Below are 20463 nucleotides of genomic sequence, written 5' to 3'. Positions count from 1 at the left end.
CGGCAGATGCGGCTAGGTACAAAGGTGAACAACCTCAGTCCCGACGAACCCCTGCAGATAGGCCGATACCGCGTGCTCAGCAGGCTGGGCCGGGGCGGGATGGGCACGGTCTATCTTGGCGAGTCCCCTGACGGGCAGCAGGTCGCCATCAAGGTCATCAACCCCGAGTACAGCCAGCACGAACGCTTCCGGATGCGCTTCCGCAGGGAGGCCGACGCGGCGCAGCGGGTCCGCAGGTTCTGCACGGCCGCGGTCATCGAGGCGGCGCTCGACGACGACCAGCTCTACGTCGTCACCGAGTACGTCACCGGCCCCAACCTCGAGGAGGCCGTCGACGCCGACGGCCCGCTCCGCGGCTCCAGCCTCGACGCGCTCGCCGTCGGGGTGGCGACCGCGCTGACCGCCATCCACAGCGCCGGGGTGGTGCACCGCGACCTCAAGCCGTCCAACGTGCTGCTCTCCCCCGTCGGCCCGCGCGTCATCGACTTCGGCATCGCCCGCGCGCTGGACACCCTCAGCGGGATGACCGGGACCGGCGAGATCCTCGGCACTCCCCGCTACATGGCGCCCGAGGTGCTGCGCGGCGAGCCGGTCTCGGCCGCCTGCGACGTGTTCTCGTGGGGCTGCCTGATGGCCTTCGCCGCGAGCGGGCGGGCGCCGTTCGGCGGCGAGGCGCTGCCCGCGGTGCTGTACCAGGTGCTCAACACCGAGCCCTCCCTGGAGGGCATGGAGCCCGCGCTGCGCGAGCTGGTCACCTCCGCGCTGACCAAGGACCCGCGGAACCGGCCCACCTCCCAGCAGCTCCTCGACCACCTGGTGGGCCGCTCCGCCGCGCCCGAGCAGGCCGCCCACTCGGTGCAGGCCTCCTGGCAGGGACCTCAGGCACCTCCTCCGGCACCCCAGGGACCACCCGGCGGCACCCCCTGGACCGGCCCCTCCGGGACACCCGCCCCCGGCGGGGGTCACGGTACCGATCCGGGCTGGAGCCACACCGCGCCGTCCGCGCGAGGCGGCCACACGATCTCCGGTGTCTCGCAGGCGGGGCCCGGCCACGACGGTCCCGGCCACACCCTCCCCGAGCGGCCGGGGGGCGGTACCGGGTTCTTCCCCGGGGGCGGGACGGCCGGGCGGCGGAAACTGCTCGCCGGGGTGGCCGTGGCGGCCGTGATGGTGGTGGCCGGAGGGATCGGCCTGCGCCTCGCGCTCGCTCCCCCCGGCCCGCCGGAGAACCTCACCCTGCTCTACCAGGACGACTTCACCCAGAGCGGCACCGGCTGGAGCGGCGGCACCTACAGCCCGATGACCGGCACGTACGGCTACGCCCCCGAGGGCTACTACGCCGTCGACGTCAGCGGATACTCCCCCGTACGGCGGGAGCAGGCCCCGATCCCGTTCGTGTCCGCCCCCCCGGCCACCCCCGACCCCTCGGCGAGCCCCACCCCGATCACCCCGAGCCGGATCCTGCTCGGCTCCGACATCACGATCCGCTCGGGCACCACCGGGATGGGCGAGTACGGGCTGTTCTGCCGGGGCGAGGACGACAACAAGGCGACCCGGTACGAGTTCCTGCTCGACACCGCGGGCAACGCCCGCATCCGCAAGACCGTCAAGAGCGCCGGGGGCGAGCTCACCAAGCCCGTCAAGGTCGACCTGCCCAAGGGCGAGGTCATCCGGCTCGCGGCCGAGTGCACCGGCGTCGAGGGGGGCGTGCGGCTCACCATGTGGGTCAACGACGAGCAGGCGCAGTCGTTCCTCGACACCAACCCGCTGCCCAACGGGCTGGTCGGCGTGATCGCCCGGGTGGGCGAGAACAGCAACGCCGTCCTGCGGACCGCGTTCGACAACTTCACCCTGCACGGCCCCGCCGTCACCAAACAGCCCTGACCGGCCTGGTCGGCCTGACCGGATGACCGTCCTGACCGGTCTGACCGAATGGCTAGATGACCGAATGGCCTCGACGGCGAGTGATCCGCGCGCCGTTGGGGACGATCAAGACATTTGACCGACCGAAGGAGTTCAGCACGATGCGCGCGATAGTCGTCTCCGCCAACGGCGGGCCCGAGGTTCTCGCCTACACCGACGACCACCCGGACCCCACGCCGAACCCCGGCGAGGTTCTCGTCGACGTCGCCGTCGCCGGGGTGAACTTCATCGACGTCTACCACCGGATCGGCCGCTACCAGCTCTCCCTGCCCTTCGTCCCCGGCGAGGAGGGCGCGGGCACCGTCGCCGCGGTCGGCGAGGACGTCCGTGACGTCGCCGTCGGCGACACCGTGGCCTGGTCGAGCGTGCCGGGCAGCTACGCCTCCAGGACCGCGGTGCCCGCCTCCAAGCTGCTCGCCGTGCCGGAGGGGGTCACCGCCGAGGTCGCGGCGGCCGTCACCCTGCAGGGGCTGACCGCGCACTACCTGACGCACTCCACGTACGAGGTGAAGGCGGGCGACGACGTCCTGGTGCACGCCGCCGCCGGGGGGATGGGCCTGCTGCTCACCCAGATCGCCAAGCTGCGCGGCGCCCGGGTGATCGGCACGGTCTCCACCGAGGAGAAGGAGATCCTGGCCCGCCAGGCGGGCGCCGACGAGGTGTTCCGCTACCAGGGCTTCGCCGACGCGGTCCGCGACCTGACCGGCTCCGGCGTGCAGGTCGTCTACGACGGCGTGGGCGCGGCCACCTTCGACGAGAGCGTCGCCTCGCTGCGCCCGCGCGGCATGATGGCGCTGTACGGCCAGGCGAGCGGCCCGGTCCCGCCGCTCGACCCGCAGATCCTCGCCAGGAACGGCTCCCTCTTCCTCACCCGCCCGACCCTGGGCTCCTACATCGCCACCCGCGACGAGCTCACCTGGCGCGCCTCCGACCTCTACGGCTGGGTGGCCTCCGGGGAGCTGCGGGTGCACATCTCCGAGCGCTACCCGCTCGCCGAGGCCGCCCGCGCGCACGAGGACCTCGAAGCCCGCCGTACGACCGGCAAGCTGCTCCTGATCCCGTAACGAAGCGGCGGACGGGCGCGGCGGACGGACCGGACCCGTCGATGCGGCGAGTGAGCGAGCCGGGCCGGGCCGGTCAGCGCAGCGGGTGGGCGGGCCAGTCCAGGAGGCGGGCGCCCAGGACCGCCGTCTCCAGGGTGAAACGCTGGGTGGAGTCGTCCGGCGAGAACCCGGTGAGGCGGCGGATCCGTTCCAGCCGGTAGGTCACCGCCCGGGTGCTGACGCCGAGCCTGCGCGCGGCGGCGGTCTGGTTGCCCTGGGAGGCGAAAACCGCCTCCAGCGTGGCGAGCAGCGGCTCGGGACCGCCGCGCGCCTCGACCAGCGGGCTGAGCACGCTCGTCACCAGGTCCTCGATGGCCGCGCGGTCCCGCAGCAACACGGGGAACACCAGCAGGTCCGCGGCCCTGAGCACCGGGGCGCGCAGTCCCAGCCGGTCACCGAGCTCGATGGCGTTGGCGCCCTCCCGGTAGGAGGTGACCACCCCGCCGGGGCCCCGGTGCGCCCGGCCGAGCCCGACCCGCCAGCCGGGCGCGAACGCCTGGCGCACGTGGTGGGTGAACTCGCCGTTCGCGACGGTGAGGCTGCCCGGCGCGACGCACACGAGCATCCCGTCGCGGACCGCGACCAGCACGTTGTGCGAGCCGAACCGGGCGACCAGCGCGTCCTCGATCCGCCGGGCCGTCCCCTCGGCCTCCCCCGCGAGCCCGCCGCCCTCTCCGCCTTTTCCGCCTTCTCCGGCAACCCCGACAGCCCCGGTTCCGGTGACTCCGGCGGGGCGCGCGACGGCGACCACGTACGTCTCGGCCAGCCGGAGCCCGAAGTGCTCGGCCCGCTCGGCGAGCCTGTCGGCGCGTCCCTGGAGCAGGTCGTCGACGAACTCCCTGCGCGCCGCCTCCTCCAGGCGCAGCGCCGACCGCTGGGCGTTCTCGTACCCCTCCATCAGGGCCGAGACCGTACGCCGCAGGGCCGGGAAAGGGGTGGGGGTCACCGACTCGGCCAGGGCCAGCGCGGCCTCGACCAGGGCCCGCACGGACGCGCCCCGCTCGGCGGCCAGCGCGCCGGCGGCGCGGCAGTCGTCGAGCTCGGCCCGGCCGGGCGGCCTGCCGGTGGCGGCCGCCTCCCGTAACACCCGGAGATGGCCGCCGAGCAGCTCGTCCATCAGACTCCCACGTCACGCCTGTCGAAGGCCGGCATCGCGACCAGGACCAGCGCGACGGTCGCCCCGGCCAGCACGAGATAGTCCCACGCCGGGAATCCCAGCTGGATCGGGCGTCCGTCGAGGTAGTAGTGGAACGGCGAGATCCAGCGCAGCCAGGACACCCCGTCCACGTCCTTGCCCATGGTCTCGACCACGTATCCGGCCACGGCGACCACCCCGACCACCGCCAGGGCGACCCCCCGGCGTCCCGTCGCGGCGCCGATCGTCAGGGAGAGCGTGCCGAAGAAGAGCGCGAGCAGGAAGACGCCGACGTGACCGGCGAGGATCCTGTCCGCGGGGACGCCCATGTCGACGGCCGCCACCAGGCCCAGCACGACGAGGAAGGTGACCGCCGCCACGCCGAGCAGCGCGAGGGCGAGGGCGGCGAAGCGCTCCAGGACGAGCCGCCTGCGGTCGATCGGGAGGGTGAGGACGAGCTCCAGCGTGCCCGACTCCTCGGGCTGGGCGATCGCCCGGTTGCCGATCACCGCGGCGCACACGATGAACAGCAGCGGCCCGAACAGCTGGTAGACCAGCGCCTGCAGGAAGCCGGAGCCGCTGGTGAAGCCGCCCTCCAGGCCGCCCATGAGGTCGCGCATCGCCCCGGGGAACTTCGTCAGCGCCACGTCCCCGTAGAGGTCGGGGTTGCTCTTGATGGTCGGGAAGTAGGCCAGGTACAGCGTGAAGAACGCGCTGATCCCGACGGTCCAGCCGAGCAGTGCCCGCCGGTAGTCACGCAGACTCTTCGACACCAGCGTGGGCATCGCGCGCCTCCTTCTCCTCGCCGTGGCCGTAGTAGGTCAGGAAGATCTCTTCCAGGTCGGGCTCGGCGCTCACCATGTGCACCACGGTGAACCGCGCCGCCGCCTTGATCAGCGCGTCCGGGCGGCCGTCGATGGTGCAGCGCAGCCCGGCCCCCTCCACCCGCAGGTCACGCACCCCCGGCAGGTTCTCGAACGCCTCCCGGGGCACCGGGGCGTCGAAGTGGAACTCCACCCGGCGCACCGCCTTCTCCCTGAGCGCGGAGATGTCCTCCACCGCGACGAGCCTGCCGCCGCGCACGATGCCGACCCGGTCGGAGACGTCCTCGACCTCGGCCAGCACGTGGGAGGACATCAGCACGGTACGGCCCGAGGCGCGGACCTCGCGGACCATCGCGAGGAACTCCTGCTGCACCAGCGGGTCCAGGCCGCTGGTCGGCTCGTCGAGGATCAGGAACTCCGGCTCGTGCATGAAGGCCTGGATGAGCCCGACCTTCTGCCTGTTGCCCTTGGAGAGCTTGCCCATGGGCACCGACAGGTCGGCCTCCAGCCGCTCGGCCAGCCCCTCGACGCGCCCCTTGGGCACGCCGTCGCGCACCGCGCCGAGGAAGGCGAGGAACTCCCCGGCCTTCTCCCTTCCCTCCAGGGCGAGCTCCCCGGGCAGGTAACCGATCCGGCTCCGCACGCTCGCGTCGCGGGGATCCCTGCCGAGGACCGTCATCCGGCCCCTGGTCGGGCGGATGACGTCCAGGAGCAGCCTGATCGTCGTCGTCTTTCCCGCGCCGTTCGGGCCGAGGTACCCGAACACCTCCCCGGGCCGGATCTCCAGGTCGAGATCCTCAAGCCCGCGGCGCGCGCCGTAGAACTTGGTGAGCCCCTCGGTCTCCACTACCGCTGTCATGCCTCAGATCGTCCCCTCTCGGCGCCGCCGGGGGCATTACCGGACCCGGACAGCTGACGGCCCCTTCGTTGCGCGGATCCGGAACCGGCCCGGCGGCGGGACTGGGGTGAGACCGCCCTTTCGTCATGCGGATCCGGAACCCGCCCGGTAGGGGAGCCAGGGTGAGACCGCCTCTTCGTTGCACGGATCCGGAATCCGCCCGGCCCCGCCGCGCCCGGTCGCGGGACCGTGGTCGGTCATGCGGATCCGGAACCCGTCCGGCCCTGCCACGTCCGATCGCGTGACCGTGGTCGCCCGGCGACGTGTACCGCACACCCCGGAGGGGTCCGCCCCGCCGTACCGCGCCCGGAAGCGGGGCTAGGGTGAGCCCATGAGCCTGGACACTGCCTTCGTACTCGGCGGCGGGGGCGTTCTCGGCGCCCACGAGGTGGGCATGCTGCGGGCGCTCGACGAGGCGGGCATCAAGCCCGATGTGATCATCGGCACGTCCGTGGGCGCGCTGAACGGCGTCGTGCTCGCCGCCGCCCCCGGTGACGCGGTCGCGCGCCTGACCACGCTGTGGGCCTCGGACATCGTCCGCACGGCGTTCGCGGGGTCCTGGGTGACGCGGCTGTCCACCCTCGCCAAGAGCGGCACCCACCTGCACTCCTCCGAGCCGCTGCGTGACCTGCTGGCCCGGACGCTGCCGGTGTCCCGCATCGAGGACCTCTCCGTGCCCTTCCAGTGCGTGGCCGCCTCCGTCGAACGCGCCGCCGCGCACTGGTTCACCGAGGGCCCCCTGGTCGACGCGGTCCTCGCCTCCTGCGCCGTCCCCGGGCTACTGCCGCCCGTCCGCATCGGCGACGGCCACTATCTCGACGGCGGGCTGGTGCACAGCATCCCGGTCGGCCGGGCCGTCGCGCTCGGCGCCCGGCGGGTCTACGTGCTGCACGTGGGCAGGATCGAGCGTCCCCTGGTGGTGCCCCGGCGCCCGTGGGAGGTCGGCATGACCGCCTTCGAGATCGCCAGGCGGCACCGCTTCACCGAGGAGATGGCCACCCTGCCGGACGACATCGAGGTCCATGTCATGCCGGCCGGGGCCGAATCCCGTCCGGGAATAGATCTATCTCAGCTGCGTTACCGGGATTTATCGCATATATCTGAATACATCGACCGCGCGTACCGGGCCTCGACCGACTACCTGGCCCAGCGCTCGTCCTCCTGAGCCGCTTTCGTCCACACCAGCATTGATGTGAAGCACATCGCGTCGTACGCCCACACCGGGGTACTCCACCCCATATGAGGGCTATGTCCAGATCAGCCCTCCCGAGTCCCACCGGCCCCACCCGCGCACCACGACCACAACCCCGGCCACGCACCACAACCGCACATCCACACAGGCAGGAGCCGCTCGTGCTGCCTCCTCGCATCATCCGCCGCCTGGTCCTGGCACCGCTCGTCATCGTGCTCACCGTCGGCGCGGTGCTCACGCTCCCGATCTGGCTGCTGGTGGTGACCGCCGCCTCGCTGCGCCTGCCGCCCCCGCAGCGGCGCGGCACCCGGCTGGTCTGGTTCGCGCTGGCGTGGCTGACGCTGGAGTCGATGGCGCTGTGCGCCTGCCTGTGGCTGTGGGTGACGAACGGCCTGGGCGGCCGGCTCAGCCGCGACGAGTACCAGGAGCGGCACTACGAGCTGATCCAGTGGTTCCTGTCCAAGATCTACGAGGCCGCGGTGCGGATCTTCCGGCTGAGCGTCGAGGTCGACGAACCGGCGCCGACCTCCGACGAGATCTCCCGGCGCCTCACCCGTCCCGTCATCGTCCTGTCCCGCCACGCGGGCCCCGGCGACTCGTTCCTGCTCATCCACCACCTTCTCGCCCGGTACGGCAGGCGCCCGAGGATCGTGATGAAGGCGGCCCTGCAGTTCGACCCCTCGCTGGACGTGGTGATCAACCGCCTCCCCAACGCCTTCGTCCCCCACAAGGTGGCCGAGAGCGGCATTCTCGGCGAGATCCGCCGCCTGTCCTCCGACATGGACGCCGACGACGCCCTGGTGATCTTCCCGGAGGGCGGCAACTTCACCCCGAAGCGCCGCTGGCGGGCCATCCTGCGGCTGGAGCAGAAGGGCCTGGCAAAGGAGGCCGCGCGGGCCCGCAGGCTGGAGCACCTGATGGCCCCCCGCCCCAACGGGGCCATCGCCGCCATCGAGGCCTGCCCCGAGGCGGACGTGGTCTTCGTCGCGCACACCGGCCTCGACGACCTGGTCACCCTCGGGGACATCTGGACCCGCCTCCCGCTCAGCGCCCAGATCAAGGCCAAGTGGTGGCGGGTCCAGGCCGCCGACGTGCCGCGGGAGCGGGAAGAGCAGATCCGCTGGCTCTTCGACCAGTGGGAGGAGATCGACGCCTGGATCTCCGCGAACCAACCGGCCCCCGCCCCCACGGCCTGAGCCGGGAACCCGCCTCCCCCTGCGGCCGACTACAGGCGCCGGATCCTCGCGGTCGGATCGAGCAGGTCCGCGTTGCGGACTTCTTGCCCGTCGTCGAGCTCGATGACCAGACGCGGCTTTCCCGCGAGAGGCGCGACATCGATCACACCGGGCAGCTCGGCCAGATCGACTCGCTCTAATTTCTCCAACGGCCCGAGAGGCGAAAGATCACGAACGTCGCAGCCCCTGATGTTGACCTCCCGGAGTTCTCCCAGCCCGGAAAGCGGTGTGAGGTCAGAGAGATTGACACAGTGAGAGAGCGTTACCTCCTCAAGAGCGAGCGAGGCGAGCGGGGTGATGTCGTCCAGCCAGGGAGCGTGTCTGAGGCCGATCCGCCTGACGTTCTGGCAGTTGCCGACGAGCCCGTCGAGCCCGTCAAAAGCCGGATGGGTGAGATGCAGACTCACCAAACCGGGAAACCTCCCGAAGATAGAGGAATCGGAAAGGCCGTGACAGCCGGAAAGGAACAATATCTTCAGCCCGCTCAGCGAGGTCAGCGGAGTGAAGTCCGTGACCTCGTCGAGACGATCAAGCTTGAGCGCCTCGACCATATGGAAACGGTCGACAAACTCGATGTCGGCCACCGAATCGTTGTGCGACACGATGGCGTACAGCAAGGCGCGCGGCATGGGGGGCCACGGGGAGGCGACGGGATCCTTCCTGAACCGAACCCACAGCCACTTCAAATCCGGATGACGCTCCAGCACGTCCAGCGACCCCGGCCCCGCCAGTTGGAAGACGCCAAGGCCGCGCAACGGGCGGACATCCCTGAGAAAGCCGAGGTCCTCACCGCCGAAGCCGATCCGCAGGTCATCCAAACCGCGTAAGTGCCGAAGGTGGGGAAAGACCCGTGGATTGTCCACTCGCGCGAATCCGCCGTACGGCCCGACCCAAAGGGAGGCATCAGCCAGCACCCGCCGGGCGTACTCCTCGGGATCGAAGTAGTCCCATGCCGTGACCAGCTCATGTTGCACGTCGAAACGGGAGTCACCGGCGTACCGGGAAAGTCGCTCCAGCGCCTCGGGGCCGTTGATCAACCAGCAGGTCCGCACCGTCGCCACCGCCCGCGCCGGGGAGAGCCCGGTGATGTCGTCGGGGAGGCGCCGGAGCACCTCCTCGCCCGCCGAGGCGAGAGCCGCGGCCTCGCCCGCGTTCCGGGGAGGGATCACCGCCGCGAAGCACTCCTCGATGTCCTCCGCGAGCCCTCTCGGCAGTTCCTGGATCGTCTCCAGGCAGCCGACCACGAGCAGCCGCAGCCGCCGGGTGTGCTTACCCCCCTCGGCGACACGGGCGAGCAGCCCCCTCAGCAGTTCCTCGCGCAGCGGCGCGTTGGCGTGCCCAGCGGCCATCACCACGGTCTCGCGCCACTGGTCGAGGTGGGCCCGCTCGATCAGCGGCTCCACGTCGGCGCCGTCGGCCGCCTGCTTGGCGGCGAGGTACTCCTGCACCGTACGGTGCACGAAGTCGATCCGCCCGGAGACCGGCTCCCTGATGACCCCGCTGCGCTGGAGGAGATGGTCCAGCAGGGCCTCGGCGGTGCACTCCACCCGGGGCATGGTCTGGATCTTCTCCTCGACCCGCTTCAGCGCCGTCGCCCTGGACAGCTCGGACCGGCCCCACACCCCGAGCTGCCAGGCGAGGTCCTGCAGGACCCGGACCTTCTGCTCCGGCTCCAGGACGACCTCCGGGACGATCCCCCGCTCGGCGTCCCTGCGCTGGAGCAGGAGTTCGAGCGCCGCCGCGTACAGTCCCATCCGGTTGCGGGGCAGCTGCTTGCCCCGGTCCAGGTTCAGGGCGCACAGCATCGCCGCGAGCAGCGGCGTCGAGGCGAGCGTCCGCAGGTACGGGCTGCTCTCGAACCTGGCCAGCAGCGCGCCCTCGTACTCGTCGAGCTTCTCCGCCGCGAACGGCAGGTTCCCGGAACCGCGCATGGCGGCGTGCCACTGCCGTACGAGTTCCCGCAGGTGGACCGGGGTCATCGGCTCCATCGTCACCGACGAGAACCCCTCCCCCTCCAGCCACCGGGCGTCGGCCGCCGCCGGGCGGGAGGTCACGACGACCCGGATCTCCGGGTAGGCCGTGAGAAGGCCGTCCAGCCACTGCCTGACGGCCGGGCGGTGGCGCGGGCTCAGCTCGTCCACGCCGTCCACCATCAGCAGGGCCCGTCCCGAGCCGAGGACCCGGTGCGCCCAGCCCTCGGGCATCAGCCCGGCGACCGGCCTCGCGACGTCGGCGAGGAAGTCCTCGGGGCGGGCAGGTTCCCCGCGCCGTGGCTGCGGAGCTTGATCACGAACGGGACGGAGCCGTTCCACCCGGCCAGGTCCCCGGTGAGGCCGCCCCGGGCCGCCGTCACCGCGAGCCAGCGCAGCAGCGTGCTCTTGCCCGAACCGGCGCCTCCCCTGAGCAGGACGCGCCGGAACCGGCCAAGCGCGCTCTCCACCCGTGACGTGACGGGCTCGTGGTGGGCCGCCGCCTCGGTCAGCTCGGCGAAACGGACGCGCGGGAGGACCTCGCCCCGGTCGAGCTCATCGGGGTACGCGTTGAGACTGATGTAGGCGACGCTCAGCGTGGCGCGGGGGCGGTAGCTCTCCACCCGGACGCCGAACAGCTCGACCTCGTCGAGAGTCGTGCTGACGTGCCCGAGATAGCGGCGCAGGAACTCGTCGTCGCCCCAGGTGCCCGAGGGCGCGTCGAGCGAACGGGCCGGGAGGCGGGCGAGCACCGAGGAGACCTGCTGGCCGAGGGTGGCGAGGCGGTCCTCGACGGACGAGACGCGGCTCTCCACGGAGGAGACGCGGCCGAGAAGCTCGGTCCCGGCCCGGGGCAGATACTGCGGGAGCTGCTGGACGATCCGCACCAGGCAGTCGAGGCACTCGTCCAGCAGTACGTCGAAGAGGCGTGCCCCGGCCTCGCCGAGTTGCGCGGCCGGGTCGGGCAGGCCGGTCCGGATCGCCCTGGCGAGCTTGATCGGGTCCATGTCCGCGGCCAGGAGCGCCCTGTCGGAGAGGTCGGCGGCCTGGACGACCGCCACCACCTCGTGCAGGACGGCCGCCCGGTCGTTCTCGGCGAGGCCGCCGTACTCCCGCTCGACGAGCACCGTGAGCCGTCTCTCCACCCCGTCGGCGATCGCCTCCAGCTGCCGTTCGAGGCTGCGCCGCAGGAACCGGTCGGGAAACCCGCTCTGGATGAGAGTGGTGAGGTCGGCGCCCCGCTCGGCCCTCGCCGTCCGGGCGGCGAGTCCCTCACGCATGGCGCGTTCCACCACGGCCTTTCCCGCGGCGGCGGCGACGGCTTCGAGTCCGGGCATCCTGCTCCTCGGCGCGCTGTGGAGTTTCCCTCCAAGGATTACCGAGGATCACCGGAAAAGAAGCGATACGCCGACAAATCCATCGTCCCCGAAGAGCACCGGGAGCTTCGGGAACACCGGACGACCTACCGGTCCCAGGGGAGGCTCGGGAGCACCGGACGACCGAAGGACCCATCACCGGGAGAGGCCCGGGAGCACAGGGAGCACAGGGAGCACCGGGAGCCGTGGACGGCCGGCGGGGACCTACCAGTCCTGGGAGAGGCCTGACATGCGGCGGAGATACTCGTCCTCGTCGATCTCACCGGCCGCGTAGCGGCGCTTGAGGATCTCGCGAGGGTTGTCGGCGACAGCCGCGCGAGCCTCGGACGCCCGTGTCGCGGACGCGCGGACGAGCATGATCACGCCGAGGACCACCACCGCGACCACCGCGATGACGAAGAGCAACATCAGGATGCGGGTCATGGTCGGCCTCCCATACCCCCATCGGACCTGGCGGGGGAATACCGAGTTTACCCGGCAGAGGAACCCTCTCCTTTTCCCCGGCCGAAGCGATCCGCCCGCCTTCGCCCCTCAAGGGAACCCGCCCTCGCCCCTCAAGGGAACCCGCCCTCGCCCCTCAAGGGAACCCGCCTCCGCCCCTCAACGAAAACCACGCGAGGGGCGAGAACCCACCTCCCCGACCGGCAAGGGAGACACCGGCTCGATCACCGAAGGAAGGGACCTGGCCGAATGGCGGCGGGAACACCGGCTCGACCGGCGAAAGGCGTATCGGCTCAACCGGCCGCGGGAACACCGGCCGAGAAGTCCGGAGCCTCACGCGAAGCCCCGCCGGGCGGCAACACCGGCAGCCCACGCGGAGCCCCGCCCTCCAGCAGCCGGAGCAGCGCATCGGTGTCGACGTTCCGCTCGATCAGGTCGCCGAGCGCGTCCAGCCGCTCCTCCCTCAGGGCGGCGAACGACACGTCCGGCGCCGGGGTGAAGTCACGCCCGGAGGCCGCGGCCACCTCGGCGAGGAAGGCCCGGCGGAAACCGTCGTTCTCCAGGGCGCCGTGCCAGGTGGTCCCCCACACCGAACCGTCCCGGCAGCCGTCCAGGAAGGGCTCGCCGCCGTCGGCCGTCACCACGCCGTGGTGGATCTCGTACGCGGAGACCGGATGGCCGTACGCGGTGCCGGACGGGCGGCCCAGCGTCTTGTCCGCGGCGAACTCCACCGACGCGGGCAGCAGCCCCAGCCCCTCGACCAGGCCCGCCCCCGACTCGACGTCGTCGCGGATGGTCCTGGCGAGCATCTGGTAGCCGCCGCAGATGCCCAGCACCGCCCGCCCCGGCAGGGCCGCGGCCAGGCCGGTGGCGCGGAGCCACGCCAGGTCGGAGACCGTGGCCCGGGAACCGGGCAGCACCACCAGGTCGGCGTCGTCCAGCTCACCGGGGGAGGTCACGAAGCGGACCGTCACCCCGGGCTCCGAGGCCAGCGCGTCCACGTCCGTGAAGTTGGAGATCCGCGGCAGCCGCACCACCGCCACCCGCAGGGTCTGCCCGCCATGCGGGGCACGCGCTCCGATCGCGGGCCGGTTGTCCAGGGCCAGGGAGTCCTCGACGTCCAGCCAGAGGCCGTCCAGCCAGGGCAGCACCCCGTACACCTCGCGGCCGGTCAGCTCCCTGATCATGTCCAGCCCCGGTTCGAGGATCTCGGGCGCCCCCCGGAACTTGTTGATCACAAACCCGGCGATCAGCGCCTGGTCGGCGGGCTCCAGCAGCGCCACCGTCCCGTACAGCGCGGCGAAGACCCCGCCCCTGTCGATGTCGCCGACCACGACGACCGGCAGGTTCGCGGCACGCGCCAGGCCCATGTTCGCGATGTCCCCCCGGCGCAGGTTGATCTCCGCCGGGCTGCCCGCCCCCTCGCAGACCACCACGTCGTACGTGCTCCGCAGCCGTTCCAGCGCGTCCACCGCGACCTGGCGGAGCCGTTCCTTGACGTCCCAGTACTCCATCGCGTCGACCTCGGCCATCGGCCTGCCCATCACCACGACCTGGCTGCGCCGGTCGCTGCCCGGCTTGAGCAGGATCGGGTTCATGTCCGCGCTGGGCTCCAGCCCGCACGCGGCGGCCTGCATCGCCTGGGCCCGGCCGATCTCGGCGCCGTCGGCGGTGACGAAGGAGTTGAGCGACATGTTCTGCGCCTTGTACGGCGCGACCCTCACCCCCTGCCGGGCGAGCCAGCGGCAGATCCCGGCGGTGACGACGCTCTTGCCCGCGTCGGAGGTCGTCCCCGCGACCAGCAGCGCCCCCTTCACGCCTCCGCCCCGCCCCGGCACACGCCACCCGAACGAGCCACGACACCGGGACAACCCACGGCACCGGGACGACGGGTGACATTAGGACAGATCGGAACAACGAGCGGTTCTCCAGGGGAATCAACCATCATGGCGACCAGCATGCCGCCCCGGCGCCCGCACCGCCCACCCGGACTCCCCGCGGACCCCTGACTTGCGGACCCCCACCCCGCAGATCCTCGACCCGCGGATTCCCGACCCGTGGATCCTCGACCCGCGAACCCGGGGCCCGCCCCCGAACCCCCGCAGAACCCCCTGCTCCCGGGGCCCGGCCCAGCCCCCCGAACCCGTCAGCGACTTCTCCCCAGCGGCCATCCACAGGTCCGCCGGGGTCCACCGGGGGTTCATCGGCGCCGCAGAACGGCCAAAACAGCCAGAGCCGCGGCCCCGAGTCCCACCGCCCGCGCCAGCCGTACCGACCTGCGGATGTCCGCGACCGAGGGCGCGGGCCCGTCACCCATCTCCGGCCGATGCTCCACCCGGGTGCCGTACACGTTGACCCCTCCCAGTGTGAGGTCCAGCGCGCCCGCGAAGGCGGCCTCGCAGCGGCCCGCGTTGGGGCTGGGGTGGCGGTGGCCGTCCCTGCGCAGCACCGCCGCCGCCCGCCTCGGCGAACCCCCCACCAGGGGAGCGCCCAGTGCGGCGAGCAGCCCGGTGATCCGGGCGGGCACGAAGTTGGCGACGTCGTCGAGGCGGGCCGCGGCCCACCCGAAGCGCTCGTAGCGCGCGTTCCGGTGACCGACCATCGCGTCCAGCGTGTTGACGGCCCGGTACGCGAGCAGGCCGGGCACCCCGGCCACCGCACCCCAGAACAGCGGCGCCACCACCGCGTCCGAGGTGTTCTCCGCGATCGACTCGACGGTGGCCCTGGCGAGCCCGGACTCCCCCAGCCCGGACGGGTCGCGCCCGCACAGGTGCGACAGCCGTCCCCGCGCCCCCGCGAGATCGCCGTCCTCCAGGAACCCGGCCATCGCCGCGCCCTCGCGGCCCAGCGTCGTACCGCCGACGACCGCCCACGTCGCCGCCGCGCTCAGCGCGGCCCGCACCACCGGGTTGCGCGCCCGGGACGCGATGTGACCGAGCAGCGCGACCGGGACGACGCACAGGACCACGTGGAGGACACCCCGGGCCCGGCCGTCTCCGTACACGCGCCGCTCCACCCTGGCGGCGGCCGTACCGAACAGCGCGACCGGGTGCCCGCGCCGAGGGTCGGCGAGCACGGCGTCGATCGCCACCCCGGCGAGCATCCCCACCCCCTCGGCCACCCCCGGCCGCCATCCCCGCACCCTGGTCTTCTGCCGCCTAGACGAGATGCTCATGGAGCTCATCCTGGTGGGTCTCCAGCCACGCGCAGGCCCGCCGGATGCGTTCCCCCGCCCCACCGGCCCACATCCGGGCCCATCCGCCGCCCTCGCCCTGCGCCTCGGCCTTGACCCGCATCGCGTGGTACGAGCGGTCGAAGCGGAGCCGGGCGAGATCCAGCAGGTGACGGCGGTCACGGGGCGTCAGGCCGTACGCGTCGCAGAACAGCCGGAGCCGCGGACCGACGTCGAGACGGCGCTGGAACGGCTCCAGGTCGACGGGATCGGCGATCGGCGCCCAGTGGCGCAGCGTGGTCACCACGTCGAACAGCCTGGTCGTCGGCCGGGCCATGTCGAAGTCGATCAGCGCGGCGGGAAGCCCGTCGCGGAAGATCACGTTGTCGAGGTTCACGTCGCAGTGCCCGACCAGCTCCGGTGCCGCGTCGTCGTTGGACCCGGCCTCCCAGACGGCCCCCCGCGGCGGGACGAACCCCTCCACCGCGTCGTGGAACCCGCGCAACAGCCGCGCCAGCGCGACCAGGGACTCCCCGGTGAGCGCGTACGAGGGCAGCGGCCTGGCCGCGGACTCCCCCTCGACGTAGCTCAGGATCTCCCTGCCCCGCTCGTCCACCCCCAGCGCCCGGGGAGCGCCCTCGAACCCGGAACGCTCCAGGTGACGCAGGAGCGCGTGCACCGACTCCGTCGAGGCCCTGCTGGGCCGCCGGACGGTGTCTCCGACCCGCACCACCCCGTCGGTGACATCACCGCCCAGAAGGGGAATCTCCTCTTGGACCGTGGTGACGAACATGGCATACGAGCCTAGACCGCCTCACCTCCCCAGGAGAACGATTCAGACACACCGCCCCCGCCAACCGAGCCCCCGGAAGCCCTCCCGCCCTTTCGCCCCCCGAACACCCGGCCCCGCCCCCCGAACACTTCATCCACCCCGTGCCCTCTCGGACACTTAACCCCAAACTTCCAAACCCCGCCCACGCCCTCCAGGACCCCCACCCCTCGACTTCCGAACACCCGGCCCCCGCCCTCGCCGCGCCCGGCGGAAGAACGACCAGGTCAGCAGCCCAGAAGCCCCCTCCGCCGTCCCGGCTCCCCCCTTTCGAACGGCCGTCACCCGCCTGAGCCGGAGCAGTCGAGCGGTCACTCCCCCGGGGGAGCGGGAGATCAACAGAGTGATCCTCACGACACCGGCCCAAAACCGATACGTGGGCACTCCCTGGATCATGCACAATTGAGCGGGAGCACCCTTAGCTCAGCTGGATAGAGCATCGGACTTCTAATCCGACGGTCGCAGGTTCGAATCCTGCAGGGTGCGCTGCCAAGACCAGGTCATCCACGCGCTGACCTGGTCTTTCGCTTCTCCGGGGCCCGACCCTCTCATGCAGCCGCAGGCGGCCGAAAGCAGCCGTATGCCACCGGGCACGGAACATGCGCGGAGTGGATCGGCCCCCGTTTTACCAGGTAGGGCCGGCGATTCCGGAGGCTCGCGGAAGGCCTCGGAGCCTTCCAGGGCACGCTGCGGGGTGGTTCGTGATGTCGAGATGTGGCACCAGGCGGATCATGACGACCCGAAAGGCCGATGCCGCGTAGACGGCCGAGCATCCTCCGTGCGCAAGTGTGGGCGAATCGCCGACGCTACCGCCCAGCTCCCAAGATTCCCGGCGTCTCCAGCCGGACCTGTGCAGCCATCGCACGAGTCGAGTTCCAGCGTCTAGGGCCTGGAGCCATCGTCGGGGCCCTCGCCGAATACGAACGGTTCCTCCGGCAGTCCGGCCGCTATCCCTATCTGCCCGAAGCAAACTGCCCTTGCTGCGACCCGGCAGAGGCCCGGAACACCCTGGAATACGCCCTGCGACGCCTTCGATCCCCAGCCAAGGCAGAACTTTCACGAATTGCGACACGGCTGGACGAGGAGTTTTACCACCGAACCATCCCAGACCCCTGGGCGCGCTATTACCCCTGGCGCTTCGGCGGATGGTGGCATCACCGCATTCACGAACAATGATCACCTTCCGACACAGCGACACCAGCCGATCACGAGCTGAATCACTGCCGAATCGTTCCGAGTGGCATCAAGCAGTGGCGCGCCGCGCATGCGGCCTGGAGGCCGGTCACGGCGCAAGCGCCGCACGGGGCATCGCCGTAGCGGCCCTGCGCCGCACCCAACACCGTGCCGACCATCGGCACACCGCCGCCTACCTGAAACCGCCGAACTCGTTCACGGCCTGCTCAACGGTCTCGCGAAACTCCAACCGCAGGTCCAATCTCCCTCGCCGGAAACGCTCCCTGAGATCAACCGGAGTCGCCGCGATAAGCAGCCTCCCGCCAGCCGTCATGACCCGCTTCGCCGCACCGATGACGGCCCCGACCCCATCGTCATCCCAGGCGGTGACTCCCTCCAGGTCGAGAATCAATCGCGGAGGACCGTCCACCTTCAGACTCACTATCTCGCTTTGGAGGAGCATCGCCGGGGCAGCGTCCCGGATGAGATCACCCCTCACATGCAGAACGGTGTACTCGCCGTAATACCCCAACTCCAGCGTGATTCCAGGTTTCTTACTCGGCACGGCGCACCCGCCTTTCTGGCTCTACCCGCTGCTGCCTCATTCTGCCTCCGGCAGGGGTATTTCGGCTCCGGGATGATCGGATCGCAAGACCGAAGAGTTGTAGACGGCCGAGGTAGAGCCGGATCTTCCCGCCTGCCACGTCCCCGGCAAGCCCAACATCTCGACTCCTCCGGATCGAGACCATTTGTGACCGTTGACATCCCATGACCGAGGAACGTCCACCGGCCGACGTACACGCGAAGACGACCTTGATCCTCCGTCCCCGAACTGTCACCCCCTCCGGGATGGGACGAGGCAGACGGGAAGATCTGACGGGAGGAGTGTGTGCGTCCGCACGGGGCTCTCAAGCCGTGCCTGTTGCGCACCCGCCGGCAGGGGAAACCCGGGGGGATCACGGGCAGCCGAGGTACTCCCCCGCAGGTCAGCTTCTCTCCAGCTCAGGGACCAGGTGCGTTGGAGATTCCCCAAGCTGACGACGCCACCCGATCTCTTCCGTGCCGGCCTTACCGCATCACCCGCCGCTTAGCCAGCACCGGAAATATGAGCTCGTGGACTTGAGTACGACGGGGTCACTGTGCGACGCCGGCCAAATTTGAAGAAGGTAGTGATCGATCACCACATCGGGAAAACTCTCTTCACGGGCGGCGTCCATTCCACGCGCGTGATACCGGAAACGGTAGGTCCCGGGGCCGGCAGATAACGAAGGGATGCCGTGAACGCCTGCACCCCCCGATTCATACAGTGAGATGTAACCTGACGGCGACTCGAAGCTGATCTCCACTATGTCTTCATAGCCCTCAAGGTCGGCACCCGGATCCTGATCGGCAACAGCTACGGTGAAACTCACCGTGCCTGTGTGAAGACCGGTGATCAGGAAGGCGATCCCCTTCTCCACTCGGATGATCCCGATGGGATGAGTTGGAGAGTCGTCCAACATGCCGTCTGGATAGCAGTCGTCATCCTCATCGACGAGGTAAGCGTGGCTATAGCGCACTTCGACGTCCATCTGTGCGATTTCCGCCGCAGGAGTTTCGTCTCTTTCCATGGTCGAGAAGCATAGGAGGCTCCACTGACAAGATCACTGTGCTGCCGCCCTGGTGAGAAACCCTGTTTCCACTGAGAATGTAGCCCTCTTGAAAACCGGTGCCGTCGGTGGCGTCTCCTCCCGGAGAGCACGGAACACGACAAGCTGACCGATCATGTTCTGTCAATGGCATCTGAGATGGTCTGCGACATGGTGTTCTTCATCTACCGCAGCGTTTACGAGCCCCCCCGGCAGGTTGGTGCGGCACTTTCCCGACGCGACGGTGCTCGACTGGTTTCGCAGGGTGTGGGACGAGGCGGGAAGCGGCAACGCCCACGAGTGGATCGAGCGCGAACTCGGGGCGAGCGTCTACAGCCTGTCCACCATCGTCGATGAGTACTTCGGCCATCGCCAGTGGTTCGTCTTCGATGACGTCTGGGCCGCCGCCCACCCCGACCTGGCCGTTTCGCTGCTGCATCACGGCTCTCACTGGGATCCTCGCTGCCATCGCGATCACGGGATCGGGGAATGCACTCCGCGGGGGCGGCAGTATCGACCTGCGGGCTTACCGGGTGCGGGAGCGTAACCACCCGATGCGGTATTTCACTCTCAGTCTGAGAGACCGAGGGGCGGGGCGCCCGCCCAGGCCGGTAGCGGCTCGCATCGTTTTCGCCATCCCGAAGGCAGGCGAGCACTTCCCGAAGCCGCGACAACGCCTCCGACGATCGCGCAGGTGGTGTCGATGTCACCACCCGCCACCGCGGTGGTCCACATGGCCGCCTCGAAGTCCCGGCGTTCGCGGGCGGCGACCCAGAGGGTGAAGGGCACCGTGTCGTGCGCGCTGACCTGTCGCCCGTTGCCCAGCGCTTTGGCGGCGAGGACGGGATCACCGATGGTGAGGAGTCGCCGGGCCTCGACGATGCCGTCGCGGACCATGCTCGCGGGCACATGCTCCGTGATCCTGTCCAGGAAACGCCCTGACGGGAGAGCGGGCTCCGTGGCGGTCGTCGCGGCGGCCACGGCTACGGCTATCGCACCGGCCACCGCTTCGGGGTGGGTGTGGGTGACCCGCGCCGACAGGGTGGCCTGGTGGACGACGTGTGCGAGATCGTCGGCGAACCAGGCACCGAGCGGCGCGACCCGCATCGCGGCGCCGTTGCCCCACGAGCCCTTGCCGTCGAACAGCTCGGCCGAGAGCGTCCGCCAGTCACCGCCTTCGCGGACGAGGCGGAGCATCCGGTTGGTGGCCGGGCCGTACCCTCGGTCGAAGTCGTGGCGGGTGGCGAAGCCGGCGGCGAGCCGATCCTGGTCGATGACGCCGTGATCGGCCAGGACGCGGTAGACGGAACACGCCATCTCGGTGTCGTCGGTCCACTGCCACGGGCCGGGCGGAAGCAGACGGCCGGACAGGGCGTGGCGGTTGGCCGGGACGAAGAACTGGGAACCGAAGGCGTCGCCCAGAGCGAGGCCGTGAAGAGACGTGGTGGCACGCACCAGAGGGTCGGAGGACATCTCCTTCATCATGACGCACGCGCCCCCTCATGACGGAGAGGCGGCCACGGCCTACGTTCCCGATGTTCGCCGTGAAGCGCGTCCCCTCCCG

General features: G+C 70.7%; 17 protein-coding genes and 1 tRNA gene. 6 read left to right on the top strand and 12 right to left on the bottom strand.

Annotated features, from left to right (window positions below):
- The first annotated feature begins 24 nt into the window (after positions 1-24).
- Together ABT053_RS08830 and ABT053_RS08825 are read left to right on the top strand one after the other, a co-directional pair.
- Positions 25-1884, top strand: coding sequence for a serine/threonine-protein kinase (locus tag ABT053_RS08830; RefSeq protein WP_350968312.1), 1860 nt, complete (start codon positions 25-27; stop codon positions 1882-1884).
- Positions 1885-2024: 140 nt separating this feature from the next.
- Positions 2025-2987, top strand: a complete 963-nt coding sequence (locus tag ABT053_RS08825) for a quinone oxidoreductase family protein (protein WP_350968311.1) — start codon at positions 2025-2027, stop codon at positions 2985-2987.
- Positions 2988-3060: 73 nt separating this feature from the next.
- On the opposite strand, the gene ABT053_RS08820 is transcribed toward ABT053_RS08825, so the two are convergent.
- The 3 genes from ABT053_RS08820 to ABT053_RS08810 are packed head-to-tail and all read right to left on the bottom strand — an operon-like array spanning position 3061 to position 5844.
- Positions 3061-4143: a PucR family transcriptional regulator gene (locus tag ABT053_RS08820; RefSeq protein WP_350968310.1), complete on the bottom strand. Its 1083-nt coding sequence runs from the start codon at positions 4141-4143 to the stop codon at positions 3061-3063.
- Complete coding sequence (locus ABT053_RS08815) at positions 4143-4946, bottom strand: DUF2705 family protein (RefSeq protein WP_350968309.1); 804 nt, start codon at positions 4944-4946, stop codon at positions 4143-4145. Before ABT053_RS08815 ends, ABT053_RS08820 begins: the two co-directional genes overlap by 1 nt.
- A complete protein-coding gene (locus ABT053_RS08810) occupies positions 4915-5844 on the bottom strand; it encodes an ABC transporter ATP-binding protein (RefSeq protein WP_350968308.1) in 930 nt (309 codons plus the stop codon). The genes ABT053_RS08815 and ABT053_RS08810 overlap by 32 nt, the downstream gene beginning before the upstream one ends.
- 370 nt (positions 5845-6214) lie before the next feature.
- On the opposite strand from ABT053_RS08810, the gene ABT053_RS08805 reads away from it, so the two are divergent.
- Together ABT053_RS08805 and ABT053_RS08800 are read left to right on the top strand one after the other, a co-directional pair.
- Positions 6215-7048 carry a patatin-like phospholipase family protein gene (locus ABT053_RS08805; RefSeq protein WP_350968307.1) on the top strand — a complete coding sequence of 278 codons (834 nt, stop codon included), beginning with the start codon at positions 6215-6217 and terminating at the stop codon, positions 7046-7048.
- A gap of 188 nt (positions 7049-7236) precedes the next feature.
- On the top strand, positions 7237-8271 hold the full coding sequence (locus ABT053_RS08800) for a 1-acyl-sn-glycerol-3-phosphate acyltransferase (RefSeq protein ID WP_350968306.1): 1035 nt from the start codon (positions 7237-7239) through the stop codon (positions 8269-8271).
- Positions 8272-8300: 29 nt separating this feature from the next.
- On the opposite strand, the gene ABT053_RS08795 is transcribed toward ABT053_RS08800, so the two are convergent.
- The 6 genes from ABT053_RS08795 to ABT053_RS08770 all read right to left on the bottom strand — a co-directional run bounded on the left by ABT053_RS08795 (position 8301) and on the right by ABT053_RS08770 (position 16062).
- Complete coding sequence (locus ABT053_RS08795; RefSeq protein ID WP_350968305.1) at positions 8301-10622, bottom strand: NACHT domain-containing protein; 2322 nt, start codon at positions 10620-10622, stop codon at positions 8301-8303.
- Positions 10514-11617: an NACHT N-terminal Helical domain 1-containing protein gene (locus ABT053_RS08790; RefSeq protein ID WP_350968304.1), complete on the bottom strand. Its 1104-nt coding sequence runs from the start codon at positions 11615-11617 to the stop codon at positions 10514-10516. Before ABT053_RS08790 ends, ABT053_RS08795 begins: the two co-directional genes overlap by 109 nt.
- A 243-nt stretch (positions 11618-11860) precedes the next feature.
- Complete coding sequence (locus ABT053_RS08785) at positions 11861-12079, bottom strand: SHOCT domain-containing protein (protein ID WP_350968303.1); 219 nt, start codon at positions 12077-12079, stop codon at positions 11861-11863.
- Between the two features lie 311 nt (positions 12080-12390).
- Positions 12391-13914: a cobyric acid synthase gene (locus tag ABT053_RS08780; RefSeq protein ID WP_350968302.1), complete on the bottom strand. Its 1524-nt coding sequence runs from the start codon at positions 13912-13914 to the stop codon at positions 12391-12393.
- A 383-nt stretch (positions 13915-14297) separates the two neighbouring features.
- Positions 14298-15200 (bottom strand): cobalamin biosynthesis protein, encoded by a 903-nt coding sequence (locus ABT053_RS08775; RefSeq protein WP_502991714.1) that lies wholly within the window; start codon positions 15198-15200, stop codon positions 14298-14300.
- 55 nt (positions 15201-15255) lie between these two features.
- Positions 15256-16062: a phosphotransferase enzyme family protein gene (locus ABT053_RS08770; protein WP_350968301.1), complete on the bottom strand. Its 807-nt coding sequence runs from the start codon at positions 16060-16062 to the stop codon at positions 15256-15258.
- A gap of 448 nt (positions 16063-16510) precedes the next feature.
- Between ABT053_RS08770 and ABT053_RS08765 the strand changes: the two genes are divergently transcribed.
- Positions 16511-16584, top strand: a tRNA-Arg gene (locus tag ABT053_RS08765).
- Positions 16585-17464: 880 nt separating this feature from the next.
- On the opposite strand, the gene ABT053_RS08760 is transcribed toward ABT053_RS08765, so the two are convergent.
- Both ABT053_RS08760 and ABT053_RS08755 read right to left on the bottom strand, forming a co-directional pair.
- Positions 17465-17836 (bottom strand): STAS domain-containing protein, encoded by a 372-nt coding sequence (locus tag ABT053_RS08760; RefSeq protein WP_350968300.1) that lies wholly within the window; start codon positions 17834-17836, stop codon positions 17465-17467.
- A 511-nt stretch (positions 17837-18347) separates the two neighbouring features.
- Positions 18348-18881, bottom strand: a complete 534-nt coding sequence (locus ABT053_RS08755; protein WP_350968299.1) for a hypothetical protein — start codon at positions 18879-18881, stop codon at positions 18348-18350.
- A 238-nt stretch (positions 18882-19119) separates the two neighbouring features.
- Here ABT053_RS08755 and ABT053_RS08750 point away from each other — a divergent pair, with 238 nt between their 5' ends.
- Positions 19120-19446 carry a hypothetical protein gene (locus ABT053_RS08750; RefSeq protein WP_350968298.1) on the top strand — a complete coding sequence of 109 codons (327 nt, stop codon included), beginning with the start codon at positions 19120-19122 and terminating at the stop codon, positions 19444-19446.
- A 23-nt stretch (positions 19447-19469) separates the two neighbouring features.
- Here ABT053_RS08750 and ABT053_RS08745 read toward each other — a convergent pair whose 3' ends face one another.
- Entirely contained in the window at positions 19470-20372 is a 903-nt protein-coding gene (locus ABT053_RS08745; protein ID WP_350968297.1) for an ADP-ribosylglycohydrolase family protein, read from the bottom strand.
- Positions 20373-20463: the final 91 nt, after the last annotated feature.

Origin of the sequence: Streptosporangium sp. NPDC002524 (assembly GCF_040295985.1) — a bacterium.
In the GTDB taxonomy this organism is placed as follows: Bacteria; Actinomycetota; Actinomycetes; order Streptosporangiales; family Streptosporangiaceae; genus Streptosporangium.
This window is presented reverse-complemented; position numbering and strand designations above follow the sequence as displayed.